The sequence below is a fragment of the Pseudorhodobacter turbinis genome (assembly GCF_005234135.1).
GTDB classification, from domain to species: domain Bacteria; phylum Pseudomonadota; class Alphaproteobacteria; order Rhodobacterales; family Rhodobacteraceae; genus Pseudorhodobacter; species Pseudorhodobacter turbinis.
In genome coordinates, this window is record NZ_CP039965.1 from 656,747 (window position 1) to 671,198 (window position 14,452).

The following is a 14,452-nucleotide window of genomic DNA, read 5'->3' on the forward strand; positions in this document are numbered from 1 at the left end:
CAGGATCTCAGGTTTCAAAACAGTCTCCCTCCGTTTGGTACGTCGTGATCGGGGGTGACCAAGACCACCTCACCGTTTTCATCTGGCACCCCTAGGACAAGCACCTCGGACATGACCTTGCCAATCTGGCGCGGCGGAAAATTGACCACGGCCATCACCTGACGCCCAACCAAACCTTCGGGCGTGTAATGCGCCGTCAACTGTGCCGAAGAGCGCTTCTCGCCCAGCTCCCCGCCGAAATCGACCCAAAGCTTGATCGCGGGCTTGCGCGCCTCCGGGTAGGGTTCGGCGCGGGTAATGGTGCCGGCGCGGATATCGAGCTTGGCGAAATCATCAAAGTTGATCATTTCCCCAGCTCCTGCGCGCGGGTGGTGGCGGCCTTGACGGTGCGCGCCATCAGGTCGGGAAGCTGCGCCATCAGCACCTCCAGCCCCGCCGCCGTGGTGCCATTGGGCGAGGTCACATTCACCCGCAACTGTTCCGCGGATTCAGGCGATTGATGGGCCAGTTCACCCGCGCCGCAAACAGTGGCCCGCGCCAACTCCATCGCCAGATCGGGTGCAAGGCCCACGCCTTCGCCCGCCTTGGCCATCGCCTCGATCATATGGAACACATAGGCTGGCCCAGAACCCGACAGGCCGGTAACCGCGTCGATCTGCTGCTCATCCTCCAGCCGCACCACCTTGCCGACCGCTTGCAGCAATGCCTCGGCCAAATCGAGATGCGCCGCTGTGGCCACAGGATTGCCGCAGATCGCCGTAATCCCGCGCGCAACGGCCGCAGGTGTATTTGGCATCGCGCGGATGATCGGCGTTTGCGCGCCCAAGACCTGCTCATAATAACCAATAGTCGTGCCCGCCGCGACCGAAACGAAAAGCGTCGCGCCATTACCCAAGGCCGCAAGGCTGGGCAGGGCATCCGCCATCATCTGTGGCTTGACCGCCACCAGAACGATCGCCGGATCGGGCGGCAAGCCCGCGTTCAACTGCACGCCGGTCGATTGCAACCATGCGCTTGGGTGCGGGTCCTGAACCCATACCGAAGCCGCGCGCACCCCCTGCGCCAGCCAGCCTTCCAGCATCGCAGAGCCCATCTTGCCACATCCCAACAGCACCAAGCCGCGCGCGTTCACCTCTGATAAATCCATACTGGGCCCCCTATGATTTGCCCCAGCCTAACGCGAAGAAAACCAAAGCTGTAGCCCGTATTTTCACCGGTCCGCATATGGGCGGGGTCACCCCTTCATCAGGTTGCCAACCAAGCCCGGAAGTTGGCGAAAATCGTTGAAGGCCGCGTCATGGGGCAAATCATGCACAGGCGTTTTGCGGTACCCTTCGGTGTAGATCAGGAAGGGCAGCTTGGCCGCATCGGCCGTCGCCGCATCCACCTCGCTATCACCGACATAGATTACGCGGTCGCGGCCCAAATCCTTGACCGCAGCCAAAAGCGGCGCTGGGTCAGGCTTGCGCACCGCAAGGCTATCGCCGCCATAGACCACGGGGAAATATTCAGCCAACCCGAGATGGCGCAACACCGCATGGGTCGGGGCGATCGGCTTATTGGTGCAGATGCCCAAGGCGCAGCCCATCTCCACCAGCTGATCCAGCGCCTTTACCACGCCGGGATAGATCACCGTCATCTCAAAAGCGGTCTCATAGCGTTGGTTAAAACGCGCCTGCATCGGGGCATGAAGCGGCCCGTCTGGCACCTGCCCCGAAGCCTCCAGCACACAATGCAGCAGATGCCCCACACCCTTGCCGATAAATCCTTTTATCTGGGCGGGCGGCAGCACCCCAAGGCCCAATTCCTGCAAAACGGCATTGGTATTGGCCACAATATCGGGCGCGCTATCAATCAGCGTGCCGTCAAGATCAAAGATAACAGCGATCACAAAGCGCCCTCCGCTGCGGCCCGAATGGCGGCGATATTTGTCCCGTAAGGTGCCGGATTATCAACCGAGCCGCCCTTGAACACGGCCGACCCCGCAACCAACACATCGGCGCCCGCCGCAGCGACCAAAGGTGCCGTTTCCGTCGTCACCCCGCCATCGATTTCAATATGGATAGGCCGGTCACCGATCATGCGGCGCAAGCGCGCAACCTTGTCGATCTGGCTATGGATGAATTTCTGACCGCCAAAGCCGGGGTTCACGGTCATCACGCAAACCAGGTCCACCATATCAAGCAGATATTCCACCGCCTCCACCGGCGTACCGGGGTTGATCGCGAGGCCAGCCTTGGCACCGGCACCCCGAATGGCCTGCAAGGTGCGGTGGATATGCGGCCCCGCCTCAAGGTGTGCAGAAATCACATCGGCACCGGCGGCGGCAAAGGCATCGATATAGCTGTCGACCGGCGCGATCATCAGGTGAACATCCATCACCCCTTTGATATGAGGACGAATGGCGGCACAGGTTGCGGGGCCAAAGGTGATATTCGGGACAAAATGCCCGTCCATCACATCGACATGCACCCAATCCGCGCCCTCTGCCTCAATCGCGCGGCATTCCGCGCCGAAATTGGCAAAGTCGGCAGACAGAATGGATGGCGCGATTTTGATTTTGCGTGAAAACGTCATGGACAGCACTCCTTGGACCATTTGCTTGTGTTTCTACTGCGCATCACCACCCTAGGTAAAGCACCCCACCGTCGCTTTCTTTATGATTGAACGTCATTGAAGGGATTTACCAAGCAGCGGCGTCATGCGAGCGGCGCATTGCGGCAATGCGATAATGCCGCTCCTCGCCCATGCGCACATCTGCTAGGTAGGCCACAACGGCGCGGGGTTGGCAAACGGCACCCCAGCCAAGGATTTCATCAATACGGGCCACAAACACCCGCAACCGGAAGGGCATTGCTTTTCCGATATAGGAGAGTTGTCACATGACCAAAGTATCCCTCTTTCGCCGCGTCCTGAACTGGTTCACTGCAAGCAAAGGCCTGTCCGCCAAAGACCGTGCCGCGCTGATCGAACACCGCGATGTATGGCTGGGCAAACAAAGCCGCGTTGTCGCAAACGCAGGCCGCAACTACAGCTTCTGATCCCGGGATCACCGCATAAAAAAAGGCCCGGGCAATCGCTGCCCGGGCCTTTTTCATATCCTAAAGGCTCAAGCCGCCTTGAACAACCCGTCCTTGAGCAGTCCTTCATAGGTTTCATCCAGTGACTTGCGCGCCCGCTCAACCAGCGTGTCGATCTCGGCATGGGTGATCACCAGCGGCGGCGCGATGATCATGCGGTCGCCAACATGGCGCATCACCAGACCATTGGCGAAACAGCGGGTCCGGCACCGCAGGCCAACCGCGCCCTCTTTACCCGCAAATTTGGCGCGCTTTGCCTTGCCCGGTGTCAGCGCCAGCGTGCCCATCAACCCTACCGAATTCGCCTCTCCTACCAGCGGATGATCAAGCAATGTCGCCCATTGCTTTGCCAGATACGGCCCGACATCATCGTGCACCCGTTCTACCAGTTTCTCCTCTTGCAGGATCCGCAGGTTTTCAAGCGCTACGGCCGCCGCAACCGGATGGCCCGAATAGGTGTAACCGTGGTTGAAATCACCCGCGGCTGCCAATGTATTGGCGATCTCATCGCTCACCAACGAGCCGCCCATCGGAATATAGCCCGAGGTAAGCCCCTTGGCGATCGTCATGATATCGGGACGAATGCCCATGGTTTGCGACCCGAACCAGCTTCCGGTCCGGCCAAAACCGCAGATCACCTCATCCGCGATCAGCAAAATTTCATATTTGTCGCAAATCCGCTGGATTTCCGGCCAATAGGTGCTGGGCGGAATGACCACACCGCCCGCGCCCTGAATAGGCTCGCCGATAAAGGCCGCGACATTGTCTTCGCCAAGCTCAAGGATTTTTGCTTCAAGCTGGCGCGCACGTTCCAACCCGAATTCCTCTGGCGTCATATCGCCGCCCTCGTTCCACCAATGCGGTTGGTCGATATGGACGATGCCGGGGATAACCGGCACGCCCTGACTGTGCATCGGGGCCATGCCACCAAGGCTGCCGCCACCAAGGGTAGAGCCGTGATAGCCGTTCTTGCGCGCGATCATCACCGTCTTTTCCGGCTTGCCCTTCGAGGCCCAATAGTGGCGCACAATACGGATATTGGTGTCATTCGCTTCCGAGCCGGAGCTAGAATAAAACACATGGTTCAGCGTGCCCGGCGCCAGCTCTGCCAGCTTGGCGCTTAGCGCGATTACGGGCACATGGCTGGTCATGAAGAAGGTATTGTAAAACGGCAGCTCTTGCATCTGGCGGGCGGCAGCATCGACCAACTCTTGGCGGCCATAGCCGATGTTGACGCACCAAAGGCCGGACATCGCATCCATAATCTGATTGCCTTCGCTATCGGTCAGGGTCACGCCTTCTGCGCGGGTGATGATGCGCGCTCCGGACTCTGCCAGTTCATTCGCGTCGGTAAACGGGTGGATGTGATGTGCCGCATCCAGCGCCTGAAGCTCTTTCGTTGGCATGTGGTTTGTGATCGCAGGCATTGCAAACTCCTTACAAAAGGGCGCCGGATTTAACGCGTGAGAGGGGGACAGGATGAACCCAAATTGATTGTCGTCATAATATGATCATATTTTTGATAGTCAATGAATTTCAAGACCGGTTATGCCCCCTCGACCAGTGCGGCGGCGATCTGATCCTGACCTTGAACAATGTCATCGTGAATGGCCGCAGCAACCTTATCGGGCTGGCCTTGACGCAGGGCAGAGATCGCCTCGGCGTGCTTGTCGGGCAGGTTCAACGTGCCCTGCCGCCCGCAAACGATCCGCAAGGATGGCCCGACGCGCAGCCAAAGCCCCTGCACCATCGCGCATAGGATACCTGCGCCGGAATGGGCATAAAGTGCTGTGTGGAAACGGTAGTTCTGTTCCAGATAGATGCGGATATCGCCTTGCTGGATGGCGTGATTGACGGCGGCGTCCATGACCTCCAACGCGTCGATATCAGCGCTGGTCACATATTTTGCGGCCAATCCGGCCAGATGCGGCTCTAATGCAGCGCGGGCAAAGGCCAGCTCTGCCAGATGTGCCGCCGTCAGCTCTGGCACACTGACACGGCGGTTTCCCTTGAATTCCAGCGCGCCCTCGGCGGTTAGCCGGCGGATCGCCTCTCGGACAGGGGTGATGCCGGTTTCCAGAACCTCGACCAAACCTTGGATCGTGACCGGCTGGCCGGGGGCCAGTTCGCCAAACAGCACCATATCGCGGATCCGGCGATACGTGATTTCATGGGTCGGCAGCTTTTCCAACAGATTTTCCCCGCATGGCAATATTGTGCAATCTAGCGAGGTTGCAGCACGAAGTCAGCCAATTTTTATGATCATATCAAGGACAAGCTTACGGCCCGTAGAAGCCACCACCCGAACCCGGGAACAGCAATTCTATCTGTGGCCAGTTCACCCAAACCGCAAGCGCGCCTAATATCAACGCCACCGCCAGAAAGATCACATCATGGGCGGCATCCCATACCCCGTGCCGCCACGCCAGCCGCGCGATTACAGGCATATAGATCAACATCGCCACCGCCTGCCCCAGCATCGCCCCTGCCAAGCCAAAGTAAAGCGCACCGATCACAAAGCCCGCCGTTTGCAGCCCCGCCTTGGCCGCGCTGACGACAAAGAACCCGCGACTATCGCCCCGCGCCAGTGCCGCCTGATCATAGGTCAGGAAGATCACCACAATCATCTGCACCGAGCAAATCGCAACCATAACGCCACCCGCCGCGCTATAGCGCACGTCATACAGCAGGTTCACAATGAACGGCCCCGCAAGCGCCAGAACCGCAAGGCCCAAGATCAGCCCGCCTGTCACAATCCGCCGCAACCGCACAAGCCGCGCAAGGGCCACCGGGTCCACCTCGGTATGCTCTCGGTAAATCGGGATCAACACGCGCGCGGTGACCGTAGAGCCAAGCATGATCGGGAACATCGCCAGAAACGCCCCGATGTTATAGATGCCAAGCCCCTCGATCGACAGGAACTTGCCCAGAACCGCCTTATCCCCCTGCGAAACCAGAAAGCCGCAAACCGAAGATAGAAAGATCCAAAAACCGAAATGCAACAGCTCCGATCCGGCCATTTTTTCCCAACGCAGGCGGTTCCGATCTCCCGGCATAAATGCCGTCATCAAGACCAGACGCAGGGCCGCCGTCGCCACGCTGCCCAAGGCCAGCGACCAGACCGAACGCGTGATATAGGCCAGCACCAGCATCACCGCGATGCCCAGCAGGGTAGAGATCAGGTCAAGCACCGTCACCCGCCCCAACAGCAGATGGCGGTTGGCGGTGTGGATGCGCGTCGGCTCAAACCCGGCAAAGACAAGCGCCAAGCTTGCCACCGGCAAGATCTGCCCGATCAACGGCTGGTCATAAAATAGTGCCGCCGGATAGGCCAAGCCGCAGGCCAGAACCCACAAGATCCCGCCCCGCAAAATCTGGATGGTCCATGCGGTGTTGAGGAAATCCGGCTCATCGCCGCGCTGGCTTTGCATAATCGCGGGGCCAACGCCCATATCGGAAAACAGCATCAGCCCGACCAGCAACACCGTCACCAGCGCCATGATGCCGAAGGCCTCGGGGAACAGCAGCCGGGTCAGGATCAGGTTTGATATCAGCCGGAACCCCTGCGCGGCCACAAAGGACATCGCGATCCACGCCGAACCACGCGCCGCGCGGCCCCAGATACCCGTCGTCTTGCCTGCCAAACCTGCGTTACTCATCCGTCACACAATCCCAAAAAAGGGGGCCCCACACGGGGGCCTCTCCAAACACATAATCACAAGCATTCAGCGCTGCTTAGAATTCCACCACAGCGCGGATACAATCACCCTTGTGCATCAACTCGAACCCTTCGTTAATCTGGTCCAGCGTCAGCTTATGGGTGATCATCGGGTCAATCTCGATCTTGCCGTTCATATACCAATCGACGATCTTCGGCACATCCGTACGCCCCTTGGCACCGCCAAAGGCCGTCCCGCGCCAAACGCGGCCCGTAACCAACTGGAACGGACGGGTCGAAATTTCGGCCCCTGCTGCGGCCACCCCGATGATGATGCTTTCGCCCCAGCCCTTATGCGCGGCCTCCAGCGCTGTGCGCATGACCTTGGTGTTGCCAGTGGCATCGAAAGTGTAATCCGCGCCTCCCTTGGTCAGCTCCACCAGATGCGCGACCATATCGCCCTCGACCTTGGTTGGGTTGACGAAATCGGTCATGCCGAAATAGCGGCCAACCTCTTCTTTGCTGTCGTTCAGATCAACACCGACGATCTGATCCGCCCCCGCCATCCGCAGGCCTTGGATCACGTTCAACCCGATTCCGCCCAGACCGAAGACCACACATCGCGCGCCGATCTCAACCTTGGCGGTGTTGATCACCGCGCCGATGCCCGTAGTAACCCCACAGCCGATATAGCAGATTTTATCAAACGGCGCGTCCTTGCGCACTTTGGCCAGTGCGATTTCAGGGATAACAGTGTGATTGGCAAAGGTAGAGCAGCCCATATAGTGGTGGATCGGCGTCCCATCCAGCATCGAGAACCGCGTCGTGCCATCGGGCAATTGCCCCCGCCCTTGGGTGATGCGGATTTTCTGGCACAGGTTGGTCTTGCCCGAAAGGCAATATTCGCATTCGCGGCATTCGGGTGTGTAAAGCGGGATAACGTGATCGCCCACTTCCAAAGTGGTCACACCCTCGCCAACCTCCAGCACAATGCCCGCGCCCTCATGGCCCAGAATCGCGGGAAAGATGCCCTCGGGGTCGTCGCCCGAGCGGGTAAATTCATCGGTGTGACACAGGCCCGTGGCTTTGATCTCAACCAAAACCTCGCCGGCCTTGGGCCCTTCAAGATTGACCTCCATCACCTCCAACGGTTTACCGGGGGCCAGAGCAACGGCAGCACGGGTGCGCATCATAGGGGGTATCCTTTATATGTCGGTATCTTGTTTGGCAGCATCTTGCACACCAGCGCAGCCCCCTGCAAGACCAAGCCCCTGTTTTGCCCGCCATTGCCCAAAGACCGCCCATATCAGCACAAAAACAAAAAGGCCGACGGGATCAACCGTCGGCCTTTTTTATGTCATCCTTCCCGAGCGGAAAGATGGTGGGCGATCCAGGAATCGAACCTGGCGTGAGTCGCCTCGAGGGAGTTACAGTCCCCTGCCACACCTTGCGGCCTATCGCCCACTAAGCGGGGTCAATAATGCCCCACCTTGGGGGCGTCAAGCGCAAAGCGACCATTTTTCTGCCAAATCATGCAAAGCACCCCAAGCCCGGTTTTCCCCTTGCACCGACGCGCCCCATTGCCCATTCTTGGCGTCAAATCCGCGCGCAGAGGTTAAATCACATGGCAACGCAAAAACCCGACTGGGTTATCGACAAGGAACGCGCCAAACGGCAGGCCGCGAATGAAACCGTTTGGCTGTTTGGGCTGCATGCCGTGCGCGATGCGCTGATGAACCCTGCGCGCGAAAAGCTGCGGCTGGTGCTGACCAAAAACGCAGCTGACAAGCTGGCCGAGGCGATCGACAAGGGCGGCATCACGCCCGAGATCGTCGAGCCACGTAAATTCGATGTGCCGCTTGACGAAGGCTCTGTTCACCAAGGGGCCGCGTTGCAAGCCAAGCCGCTGAACTGGGGCAATCTGGCCGATATCGCCATCTCGGGCGAAGGTGCGCCGCTGGTGGTGGTGTTGGACCGGGTGACGGACCCGCATAATGTGGGCGCTGTTTTGCGCTCGGCCGAGGTGTTTGGCGCGCGGGCCGTGATCGCACCGCACCGCCACTCGGCCCCCGAAACTGGTGCGCTGGCCAAGACTGCCAGTGGCGCGCTGGAACGTCAGCCCTATTTGCGTGTCGGCAATCTTTCCGACGCGATGGAAGAGCTGCGCGCCATGGGCTATTTCCTGATCGGCCTTGCAGGCGAGACCGAAACCGAGCTTGCCGTGGGCCTGACCCAAGCGGGCACACGCCCCGTAGCCTTGGTTCTGGGCGCCGAAGGGCCGGGCCTGCGCCAGAAAACCCGTGAGACATGCGATGTTTTGGTGCGCATTCCTGCGGCCGGTGCTTTTGGCTCGCTCAACGTGTCCAACGCGGCGGCGGTGGCGCTTTATGCCGCGGGCAATCGCAACGCATAGTCACAAAACCGCGAGCAGGCTTCTATTTGCGGCGAGGGTGCCCATATCAGTAACAGAGCAACAGGCCGGAACACCTGATGCGGTTTTACTGTCCCTCGTTCCACGACTTGCGCCCGGCCTTTTGGTACGGGCGTTTTTTTTGACAAAAGGGAGACGACGATGCCTTCGGATGCACAGCTAAAACAAATCTTGCAAGAGACCCGCGTGATCGCGATGGTCGGCGCGTCGATGAACCCTGACCGCCCCAGCTACAGCGTGATGCGGTTTCTGCTCTCAAAGGGGAAACGGGTTATCCCGGTCAATCCCGGCCATGCGGGCAAGGAACTGCAAGGTCAGCGCGTCTATGCCTGCCTTGCCGATATTCCGTCCAATACTGCGGTGGATATGGTGGATGTGTTTCGCAAATCCGAAGCCGTAGAAGCCGTGGTGACAGAAGCCGCCGCCCATCTGCCGTATCTGCGCACCGTCTGGCTGCAACTGGGCGTACACAGCGATAAGGGTGCAGAATTGGCGCGCGGTGCCAATGCCACCATGGTGCAAAACCGCTGCCCTGCGATTGAATGGCCCCGACTTGGGCTCTAACGCGCGGCTTTTTCGGCGATGCCGGATGTGCCTTCGCGGCGGGCCAGCTCTGCTTCGACATCGGCCAGCGTGACATCACGCGCCGCCAACATAACCAGCAGGTGATAGATCACATCCGCCGCCTCCGATGTCAGGCGGGCGCGGTCGCCCTTGACGGCTTCGATAATCGCCTCCACCGCTTCCTCGCCAAATTTCTCGGCGCATTTCTCGGGGCCTTTGGCCAGCAGCTTGGCGGTCCATGAACTGTCGGGGTCGGCCCCCTTGCGGGCGGCTATAGTGGCGGCAAGGCGGTTCAGCGCGGTCATTTGCGGGCTCCTGTCAGGTCAAACGCATGGGGATGCCAGCGGCGGCCATATGGGCCTTGGCCTCTCCGATGGTATAATCACCAAAGTGAAAAATCGAGGCGGCAAGCACGGCGGAGGCGCCACCTTGGGTCACCCCTTCGACCAAGTGATCAAGATTGCCGACGCCGCCACTGGCAATCACCGGCACCGAAACCGCATCCGAGATGGCGCGCGTCAGGGGCAGGTTGAACCCCGCCCGCGTGCCGTCCCGATCCATCGAGGTCAGCAAGATTTCTCCCGCGCCTTTGGCCGCGACCGTGCGCGCAAATTCCACCGCGTCGATGCCGGTGGCTTGGCGACCGCCATGGGTGAAAATCTCCCATTTGCCGGGGGATACGGTTTTGGCATCAATCGCCACCACGATGCATTGTGACCCAAAACGGTCCGCCGCCTCGGCCACTACATCGGGGTTGGCCACCGCCGCCGAGTTGAACGACACCTTATCTGCCCCCGCCAGCAACAGCGCACGCACATCTTGATGCGTGCGCACCCCGCCGCCAACCGTCAGCGGCATAAAGCACTGTTCCGCCGTACGCGTCACCAGATCGAACATCGTACCACGATTTTCATGGGTGGCGTGGATATCCAAAAAACACAGCTCATCCGCGCCCGCCGCATCATAGGCGCGCGCCGCCGCAACCGGATCGCCCGCATCACGCAGCCCGACAAAGTTCACGCCTTTGACCACGCGACCATCCGCGACATCAAGACAGGGGATAATGCGGGTTTTTAGCATGGGTTTTTCGCCTTCGGGTTTAAAGTTTCAGCGTCTCAAGCGCCGTTGCAAGATCAATCGCACCATCATAAAGCGCACGGCCCGAGATTGCGCCCGAAATCACCTGCGTATCGCGCAAGGCCGTCAGATCCGCCATCGACGACACCCCGCCCGAGGCAATCACCGGAATGTTAATCGCACGGGCAAGCGCCTCGGTCGCTTGGATATTGGGGCCCTGCATCGCGCCGTCCCGGTCGATGTCGGTATAGATGATCGCCGCCACGCCCGCATCTTCAAAGCTGCGCGCGAGGTCGGTCACCATCACATCCGTCTCATTTGCCCAACCCTTGGTCGCCACACGGCCATTGCGCGCATCGATGCCAACGGCAACCTTGCCGGGAAAGGCCATGGCGGCCTCTCGGACCAACGCGGGGTTCTCAACTGCCACCGTGCCAAGGATCACCCGCGCAAGCCCTTTGGACAGCCACGCTTCAATCGTCGCCATATCGCGGATGCCGCCGCCAAGTTGGCAAGGCACGGTCACATTGGCCAAAATCGCCTCGACCGCCGCCGCATTGACGGGCGCGCCAGCAAATGCGCCGTTCAGGTCCACAAGGTGAAGCCACTCACAGCCGGCATCCTCAAACGCTTTGGCTTGGGCTGCGGGATCATCGCCAAATACGGTTGCCGCCTCCATTTCGCCACGCAGAAGACGCACACACTGGCCATCTTTGAGGTCGATTGCGGGGTAAAGGATCATCACGCGCTCCGGTGTTTGTAAGTTAGCGGGTGTTTGGCACAGCGACGCACGCTTGCCAAGATGCGGCGGCCCTATTGAGCGGGACACAGCGTCACAGTTGCCCGCTATGCGCGCAAAATAGCCGCAAGAAACGGGTCGCGGGCGGGGCCCTTTTGCTGTTAGCTGCGGGCAGGAGGTGCGCCAATGACCCAAACGATGAAGATGAGCGGCTTTGACTGGTTGCTGCTGGCGGCGCTGTCCCTGCTTTGGGGCGGGTCGTTCTTTTTTGTGCAGCTTGCGGTGGGGCATCTGCCTGCCTTTACGATTGTGCTGTTGCGGGTGTCATTGGCCGCCGTGGCCTTGGGGTTTGTGCTGTTGGCAACGGGCACCGCCTTTCCCAAGGGTTGGCCGGTGTGGCGCGCGCTTTTGGTCATGGGCGCGGTGAATAATGCCCTGCCATTTACGTTTTTCGTGCTGGCACAGGGAGAGATTGGCAGCGCGCTTGCCGCCGTGCTGAACGCCACCACGCCGCTGTTTACGCTGGTGGTGGCGCATATCTGGACATCCGATGAACGGCTAAGCCCGGCCAAATCGCTGGGGCTGGCGCTTGGCTTTGCCGGCGTTCTGGTGATGATGGGTGGCGCGGCACTTGCGGCGGGTTCGGCCACGGTGCTGGCACAAATGGCCTGTCTTGGGGCCGCGCTTTGCTATGCGCTGGCAAGCGTTTGGGGGCGGCGGTTCAAGCGGATGGGTGTGCCACCGCTTGCCACCGCCTTTGGGATGTTGACAGCCTCAAGCCTGATGATGCTGCCTTTAGTGTTGCTGGTGGATCGCCCTTGGGCGCTGCCCCTACCCGGCGCGGTTCCTGTTGCGGCGATCTTGGGCTTGGCTCTTTTGTCCACGGCCCTAGCCTATCAGATTTATTTCCGGCTATTGGCAAGTGCTGGGGCGGTGAACCTTGCGCTGGTGACCTTCTTGATCCCGGTCAGCGCTATCGGGCTGGCGGTATTGGTGCTGGGCGAGACGCTGGCCCCGCGCCATATGGCGGGCATGGGGTTGATCGCGCTGGGGCTGCTGGTGCTTGATGGACGTTTGCGGCGGGCTAAGGCGCCCAGCGCAGGAAGTTGCTGATCAGGCGCAGCCCGTTGGTCTGGCTCTTTTCAGGGTGGAACTGCATGCCGACCATATTGTCGCGCCCGATGATGGCCGTGATCTCATCACCATAATCCACATGCGCCAAACGGTGCGCGGGGTTTGCCACACGGAAATGGAAGGAATGCACGAAATAGGTGTGATCGCCAGTTTCCACGCCCTCCAGCACCGGATGTGGGTGGTTCACAATCAGATCGTTCCAGCCCATATGCGGCACTTTTAGCGCGGGATCATCTGGCGTGATCTGCACCACCTCGCCGCCGATCCAGTCAAAACCGGCAGTATCCTCATATTCTCGGCCCGTGGTTGCCATCATCTGCATGCCCACGCAAATGCCCAGAAAAGGCACAGCGCGGCGGGTCACACCATCTTCAATGGCATCAAAGAGGCCATCATAACCATCCAAAGCGCGGCGGCAGGCGGGGAAAGCCCCGTCACCGGGCAACACGATCCGGTCTGCGCGGGCGACATCCTCGGCGCGCGAAGACACCAACACCTCACCCGCGTCAACCTCGCGCGCCATGCGCTGAAACGCTTTTTCGGCGGAATGCAGATTGCCGGAATCGTAATCGACAAGAACCGTCAGCATTTACAGCATACCTTTGGTCGAGGGGATCATATCGGCGCGACGTGGATCGGGTTCCACCGCCTCACGCAGCGCGCGGGCCACGGCCTTGAAACCGGCCTCGGCGATGTGGTGACTGTTGAACCCGTGGATCATGTCGACATGCAGGGTGATGCCGCCATGGGTGGACAGCGCCTGAAAGAACTCTCGCACCAGCTCGGTATCAAATGTGCCGATCTTGTCGGTCGGAAAGGGCATGTTCCACACTAGAAACGGCCGTGCCGAAAGGTCCAGCGCGCAACGAACCTGTGTATCATCCATTGCCAGCGAGAAATGCCCGTAACGCCGGATGCCGCGCTTGTCGCCCAGCGCCTGCACAAGGGCCTGGCCCAAGGCAATGCCGCAATCCTCAACCGTGTGGTGATCATCGATATGCAGGTCGCCCGAGGCCATGACCGTGATATCAATCATCGAATGGCGCGCCAGCTGGTCCAGCATATGGTCAAAAAAGCCGACACCGGTCTGGATGTCGGATTGCCCGCTGCCATCCAGATTGATTGCCACTTTAATCTTGGTTTCATTGGTGTCGCGGGTCAGGCTGGCCTTACGCATAGGGACGCTCCGATACTGGCGTTTTGATTGCCGGAGTTATAGGGCGCTTGCGCAAAATTGGGAAGGGGCCTAACTGCGCAGGCCGGTTTCGACCAACATGCCACGGCGCTTGGCCTCATAGTAATAGCCCCGCGCATACCATTTCACCGCTGTATCCTGACTGCCATCCGCCAAAAGCCATGCGCCACGCAGGTATTTCACCGCATATTTCAGGTTGGTCTCCGCATCGAGCAACCCTTGATCCGCGCCCTTATACCCCATGCCACGGGCGGTTTGCGGCAAGATCTGCATCAAACCGTAATAGGGGCCGTTGCGCGCACCGGGGCGGTGATGGCTTTCGCGGATGATAACGCGGTGCACAAGGCTGCGCGGTACTTCATAGAGGTCGGCATATTTATTGATCAAGCGGCGCAGTTCCGGCGTCTCGTTCACATGCAGCTGTGGGCTGAATCCATCAATATCCGGCTTGCCATGACCTTCGCTTTGCCCCCCGCCACAAGCAGACAGCGTGGCGACAAGTCCGAACAGGACAGCACGACGGGGCATGGGCGGCATGGGACACTCCTTCATTTTCGGTTGCGCCTCACTAGCT

General features: G+C 60.0%; 19 protein-coding genes and 1 tRNA gene. 4 read left to right on the forward strand and 16 right to left on the reverse strand.

The annotated features are described in order from the left end of the window. Nucleotides 1-14: 14 nt before the first annotated feature. The 5 genes from EOK75_RS15525 to EOK75_RS20890 all read right to left on the reverse strand — a co-directional run bounded on the left by EOK75_RS15525 (nt 15) and on the right by EOK75_RS20890 (nt 2,854). Nucleotides 15-347, reverse strand: a complete 333-nt coding sequence (locus tag EOK75_RS15525) for a tRNA-binding protein (RefSeq protein ID WP_137194981.1) — start codon at nt 345-347, stop codon at nt 15-17. Beyond that, nucleotides 344-1,147, reverse strand: coding sequence for a pyrroline-5-carboxylate reductase (proC, locus tag EOK75_RS15530; RefSeq protein ID WP_137194982.1), 804 nt, complete (start codon nt 1,145-1,147; stop codon nt 344-346). Before proC ends, EOK75_RS15525 begins: the two co-directional genes overlap by 4 nt. 87 nt (nt 1,148-1,234) lie before the next feature. Then, a complete protein-coding gene (gph, locus tag EOK75_RS15535; protein WP_137194983.1) occupies nt 1,235-1,891 on the reverse strand; it encodes a phosphoglycolate phosphatase in 657 nt (218 codons plus the stop codon). After that, the gene (rpe, locus tag EOK75_RS15540) at nt 1,888-2,577 is read right to left on the reverse strand and encodes a ribulose-phosphate 3-epimerase (protein ID WP_137194984.1); all 690 of its coding nucleotides are present in this window, start codon (nt 2,575-2,577) and stop codon (nt 1,888-1,890) included. Before rpe ends, gph begins: the two co-directional genes overlap by 4 nt. Nucleotides 2,578-2,683: 106 nt before the next feature. Next, the gene (locus EOK75_RS20890; protein ID WP_168199264.1) at nt 2,684-2,854 is read right to left on the reverse strand and encodes a hypothetical protein; all 171 of its coding nucleotides are present in this window, start codon (nt 2,852-2,854) and stop codon (nt 2,684-2,686) included. A gap of 28 nt (nt 2,855-2,882) precedes the next feature. Here EOK75_RS20890 and EOK75_RS20895 point away from each other — a divergent pair, with 28 nt between their 5' ends. After that, the gene (locus tag EOK75_RS20895) at nt 2,883-3,041 is read left to right on the forward strand and encodes a hypothetical protein (protein ID WP_168199265.1); all 159 of its coding nucleotides are present in this window, start codon (nt 2,883-2,885) and stop codon (nt 3,039-3,041) included. Nucleotides 3,042-3,109: 68 nt separating this feature from the next. Here the strand turns inward: EOK75_RS20895 and EOK75_RS15545 are convergent, their stop codons facing one another. The 5 genes from EOK75_RS15545 to EOK75_RS15565 form a co-directional block, all read right to left on the reverse strand. Further along, the gene (locus EOK75_RS15545; protein WP_137194985.1) at nt 3,110-4,507 is read right to left on the reverse strand and encodes an aspartate aminotransferase family protein; all 1,398 of its coding nucleotides are present in this window, start codon (nt 4,505-4,507) and stop codon (nt 3,110-3,112) included. A gap of 119 nt (nt 4,508-4,626) precedes the next feature. Next, a complete protein-coding gene (locus EOK75_RS15550; protein WP_240794122.1) occupies nt 4,627-5,271 on the reverse strand; it encodes a GntR family transcriptional regulator in 645 nt (214 codons plus the stop codon). 88 nt (nt 5,272-5,359) lie between these two features. Then, entirely contained in the window at nt 5,360-6,739 is a 1,380-nt protein-coding gene (locus tag EOK75_RS15555) for an oligosaccharide flippase family protein (RefSeq protein ID WP_137194986.1), read from the reverse strand. Nucleotides 6,740-6,815: 76 nt separating this feature from the next. After that, nucleotides 6,816-7,928 carry an S-(hydroxymethyl)glutathione dehydrogenase/class III alcohol dehydrogenase gene (locus EOK75_RS15560; protein ID WP_137195821.1) on the reverse strand — a complete coding sequence of 371 codons (1,113 nt, stop codon included), beginning with the start codon at nt 7,926-7,928 and terminating at the stop codon, nt 6,816-6,818. Nucleotides 7,929-8,117: 189 nt separating this feature from the next. Further along, nucleotides 8,118-8,201: transfer RNA gene (locus EOK75_RS15565), tRNA-Tyr, on the reverse strand. 161 nt (nt 8,202-8,362) lie between these two features. Between EOK75_RS15565 and rlmB the strand changes: the two genes are divergently transcribed. Together rlmB and EOK75_RS15575 are read left to right on the forward strand one after the other, a co-directional pair. Further along, nucleotides 8,363-9,151, forward strand: coding sequence for a 23S rRNA (guanosine(2251)-2'-O)-methyltransferase RlmB (rlmB, locus tag EOK75_RS15570; RefSeq protein ID WP_137194987.1), 789 nt, complete (start codon nt 8,363-8,365; stop codon nt 9,149-9,151). Between the two features lie 159 nt (nt 9,152-9,310). Next, nucleotides 9,311-9,733, forward strand: a complete 423-nt coding sequence (locus EOK75_RS15575; RefSeq protein ID WP_137194988.1) for a CoA-binding protein — start codon at nt 9,311-9,313, stop codon at nt 9,731-9,733. On the opposite strand, the gene EOK75_RS15580 is transcribed toward EOK75_RS15575, so the two are convergent. From EOK75_RS15580 to hisA, 3 genes are read right to left on the reverse strand one after another with little or no spacing between them, the layout of a single operon-like run. After that, complete coding sequence (locus EOK75_RS15580; protein WP_137194989.1) at nt 9,730-10,038, reverse strand: phosphoribosyl-ATP diphosphatase; 309 nt, start codon at nt 10,036-10,038, stop codon at nt 9,730-9,732. The genes EOK75_RS15575 and EOK75_RS15580 overlap by 4 nt on opposite strands. A 13-nt stretch (nt 10,039-10,051) precedes the next feature. After that, nucleotides 10,052-10,813, reverse strand: coding sequence for an imidazole glycerol phosphate synthase subunit HisF (gene hisF / locus EOK75_RS15585; protein WP_137194990.1), 762 nt, complete (start codon nt 10,811-10,813; stop codon nt 10,052-10,054). 19 nt (nt 10,814-10,832) lie between these two features. After that, entirely contained in the window at nt 10,833-11,552 is a 720-nt protein-coding gene (hisA, locus tag EOK75_RS15590) for a 1-(5-phosphoribosyl)-5-[(5-phosphoribosylamino)methylideneamino]imidazole-4-carboxamide isomerase (RefSeq protein ID WP_137194991.1), read from the reverse strand. Between the two features lie 183 nt (nt 11,553-11,735). Here hisA and EOK75_RS15595 point away from each other — a divergent pair, with 183 nt between their 5' ends. Then, on the forward strand, nt 11,736-12,662 hold the full coding sequence (locus tag EOK75_RS15595; protein WP_240794123.1) for a DMT family transporter: 927 nt from the start codon (nt 11,736-11,738) through the stop codon (nt 12,660-12,662). On the opposite strand, the gene hisH is transcribed toward EOK75_RS15595, so the two are convergent. From hisH to EOK75_RS15610, 3 genes are all read right to left on the reverse strand, one after another. After that, nucleotides 12,634-13,272 (reverse strand): imidazole glycerol phosphate synthase subunit HisH, encoded by a 639-nt coding sequence (gene hisH / locus EOK75_RS15600; RefSeq protein WP_137194992.1) that lies wholly within the window; start codon nt 13,270-13,272, stop codon nt 12,634-12,636. The two genes, EOK75_RS15595 and hisH, sit on opposite strands and share 29 nt — an antisense overlap. Continuing rightward, nucleotides 13,273-13,860: an imidazoleglycerol-phosphate dehydratase HisB gene (hisB, locus tag EOK75_RS15605; protein ID WP_137194993.1), complete on the reverse strand. Its 588-nt coding sequence runs from the start codon at nt 13,858-13,860 to the stop codon at nt 13,273-13,275. A 69-nt stretch (nt 13,861-13,929) separates the two neighbouring features. Further along, nucleotides 13,930-14,415: a lytic transglycosylase domain-containing protein gene (locus EOK75_RS15610; protein ID WP_137194994.1), complete on the reverse strand. Its 486-nt coding sequence runs from the start codon at nt 14,413-14,415 to the stop codon at nt 13,930-13,932. Between the last annotated feature and the right edge of the window lie 37 nt (nt 14,416-14,452).

Excerpts from the sequence above, each read along its gene's own strand:
- EOK75_RS15525 (WP_137194981.1), bottom strand. The coding sequence starts at position 347 with ATGATCAACTTTGATGATTTCGCCAAGCTCGATATCCGCGCCGGCACC.
- proC (WP_137194982.1), bottom strand. The coding sequence starts at position 1,147 with ATGGATTTATCAGAGGTGAACGCGCGCGGCTTGGTGCTGTTGGGATGT.
- rpe (WP_137194984.1), bottom strand. The coding sequence starts at position 2,577 with ATGACGTTTTCACGCAAAATCAAAATCGCGCCATCCATTCTGTCTGCC.
- EOK75_RS20890 (WP_168199264.1), bottom strand. The coding sequence starts at position 2,854 with ATGCCCTTCCGGTTGCGGGTGTTTGTGGCCCGTATTGATGAAATCCTT.
- EOK75_RS20895 (WP_168199265.1), top strand. The coding sequence starts at position 2,883 with ATGACCAAAGTATCCCTCTTTCGCCGCGTCCTGAACTGGTTCACTGCA.
- EOK75_RS15545 (WP_137194985.1), bottom strand. The coding sequence starts at position 4,507 with ATGCCTGCGATCACAAACCACATGCCAACGAAAGAGCTTCAGGCGCTG.
- EOK75_RS15555 (WP_137194986.1), bottom strand. The coding sequence starts at position 6,739 with ATGAGTAACGCAGGTTTGGCAGGCAAGACGACGGGTATCTGGGGCCGC.
- EOK75_RS15560 (WP_137195821.1), bottom strand. The coding sequence starts at position 7,928 with ATGCGCACCCGTGCTGCCGTTGCTCTGGCCCCCGGTAAACCGTTGGAG.
- rlmB (WP_137194987.1), top strand. The coding sequence starts at position 8,363 with ATGGCAACGCAAAAACCCGACTGGGTTATCGACAAGGAACGCGCCAAA.
- EOK75_RS15575 (WP_137194988.1), top strand. The coding sequence starts at position 9,311 with ATGCCTTCGGATGCACAGCTAAAACAAATCTTGCAAGAGACCCGCGTG.
- EOK75_RS15580 (WP_137194989.1), bottom strand. The coding sequence starts at position 10,038 with ATGACCGCGCTGAACCGCCTTGCCGCCACTATAGCCGCCCGCAAGGGG.
- hisF (WP_137194990.1), bottom strand. The coding sequence starts at position 10,813 with ATGCTAAAAACCCGCATTATCCCCTGTCTTGATGTCGCGGATGGTCGC.
- hisA (WP_137194991.1), bottom strand. The coding sequence starts at position 11,552 with ATGATCCTTTACCCCGCAATCGACCTCAAAGATGGCCAGTGTGTGCGT.
- EOK75_RS15595 (WP_240794123.1), top strand. The coding sequence starts at position 11,736 with ATGACCCAAACGATGAAGATGAGCGGCTTTGACTGGTTGCTGCTGGCG.
- hisH (WP_137194992.1), bottom strand. The coding sequence starts at position 13,272 with ATGCTGACGGTTCTTGTCGATTACGATTCCGGCAATCTGCATTCCGCC.
- hisB (WP_137194993.1), bottom strand. The coding sequence starts at position 13,860 with ATGCGTAAGGCCAGCCTGACCCGCGACACCAATGAAACCAAGATTAAA.
- EOK75_RS15610 (WP_137194994.1), bottom strand. The coding sequence starts at position 14,415 with ATGCCGCCCATGCCCCGTCGTGCTGTCCTGTTCGGACTTGTCGCCACG.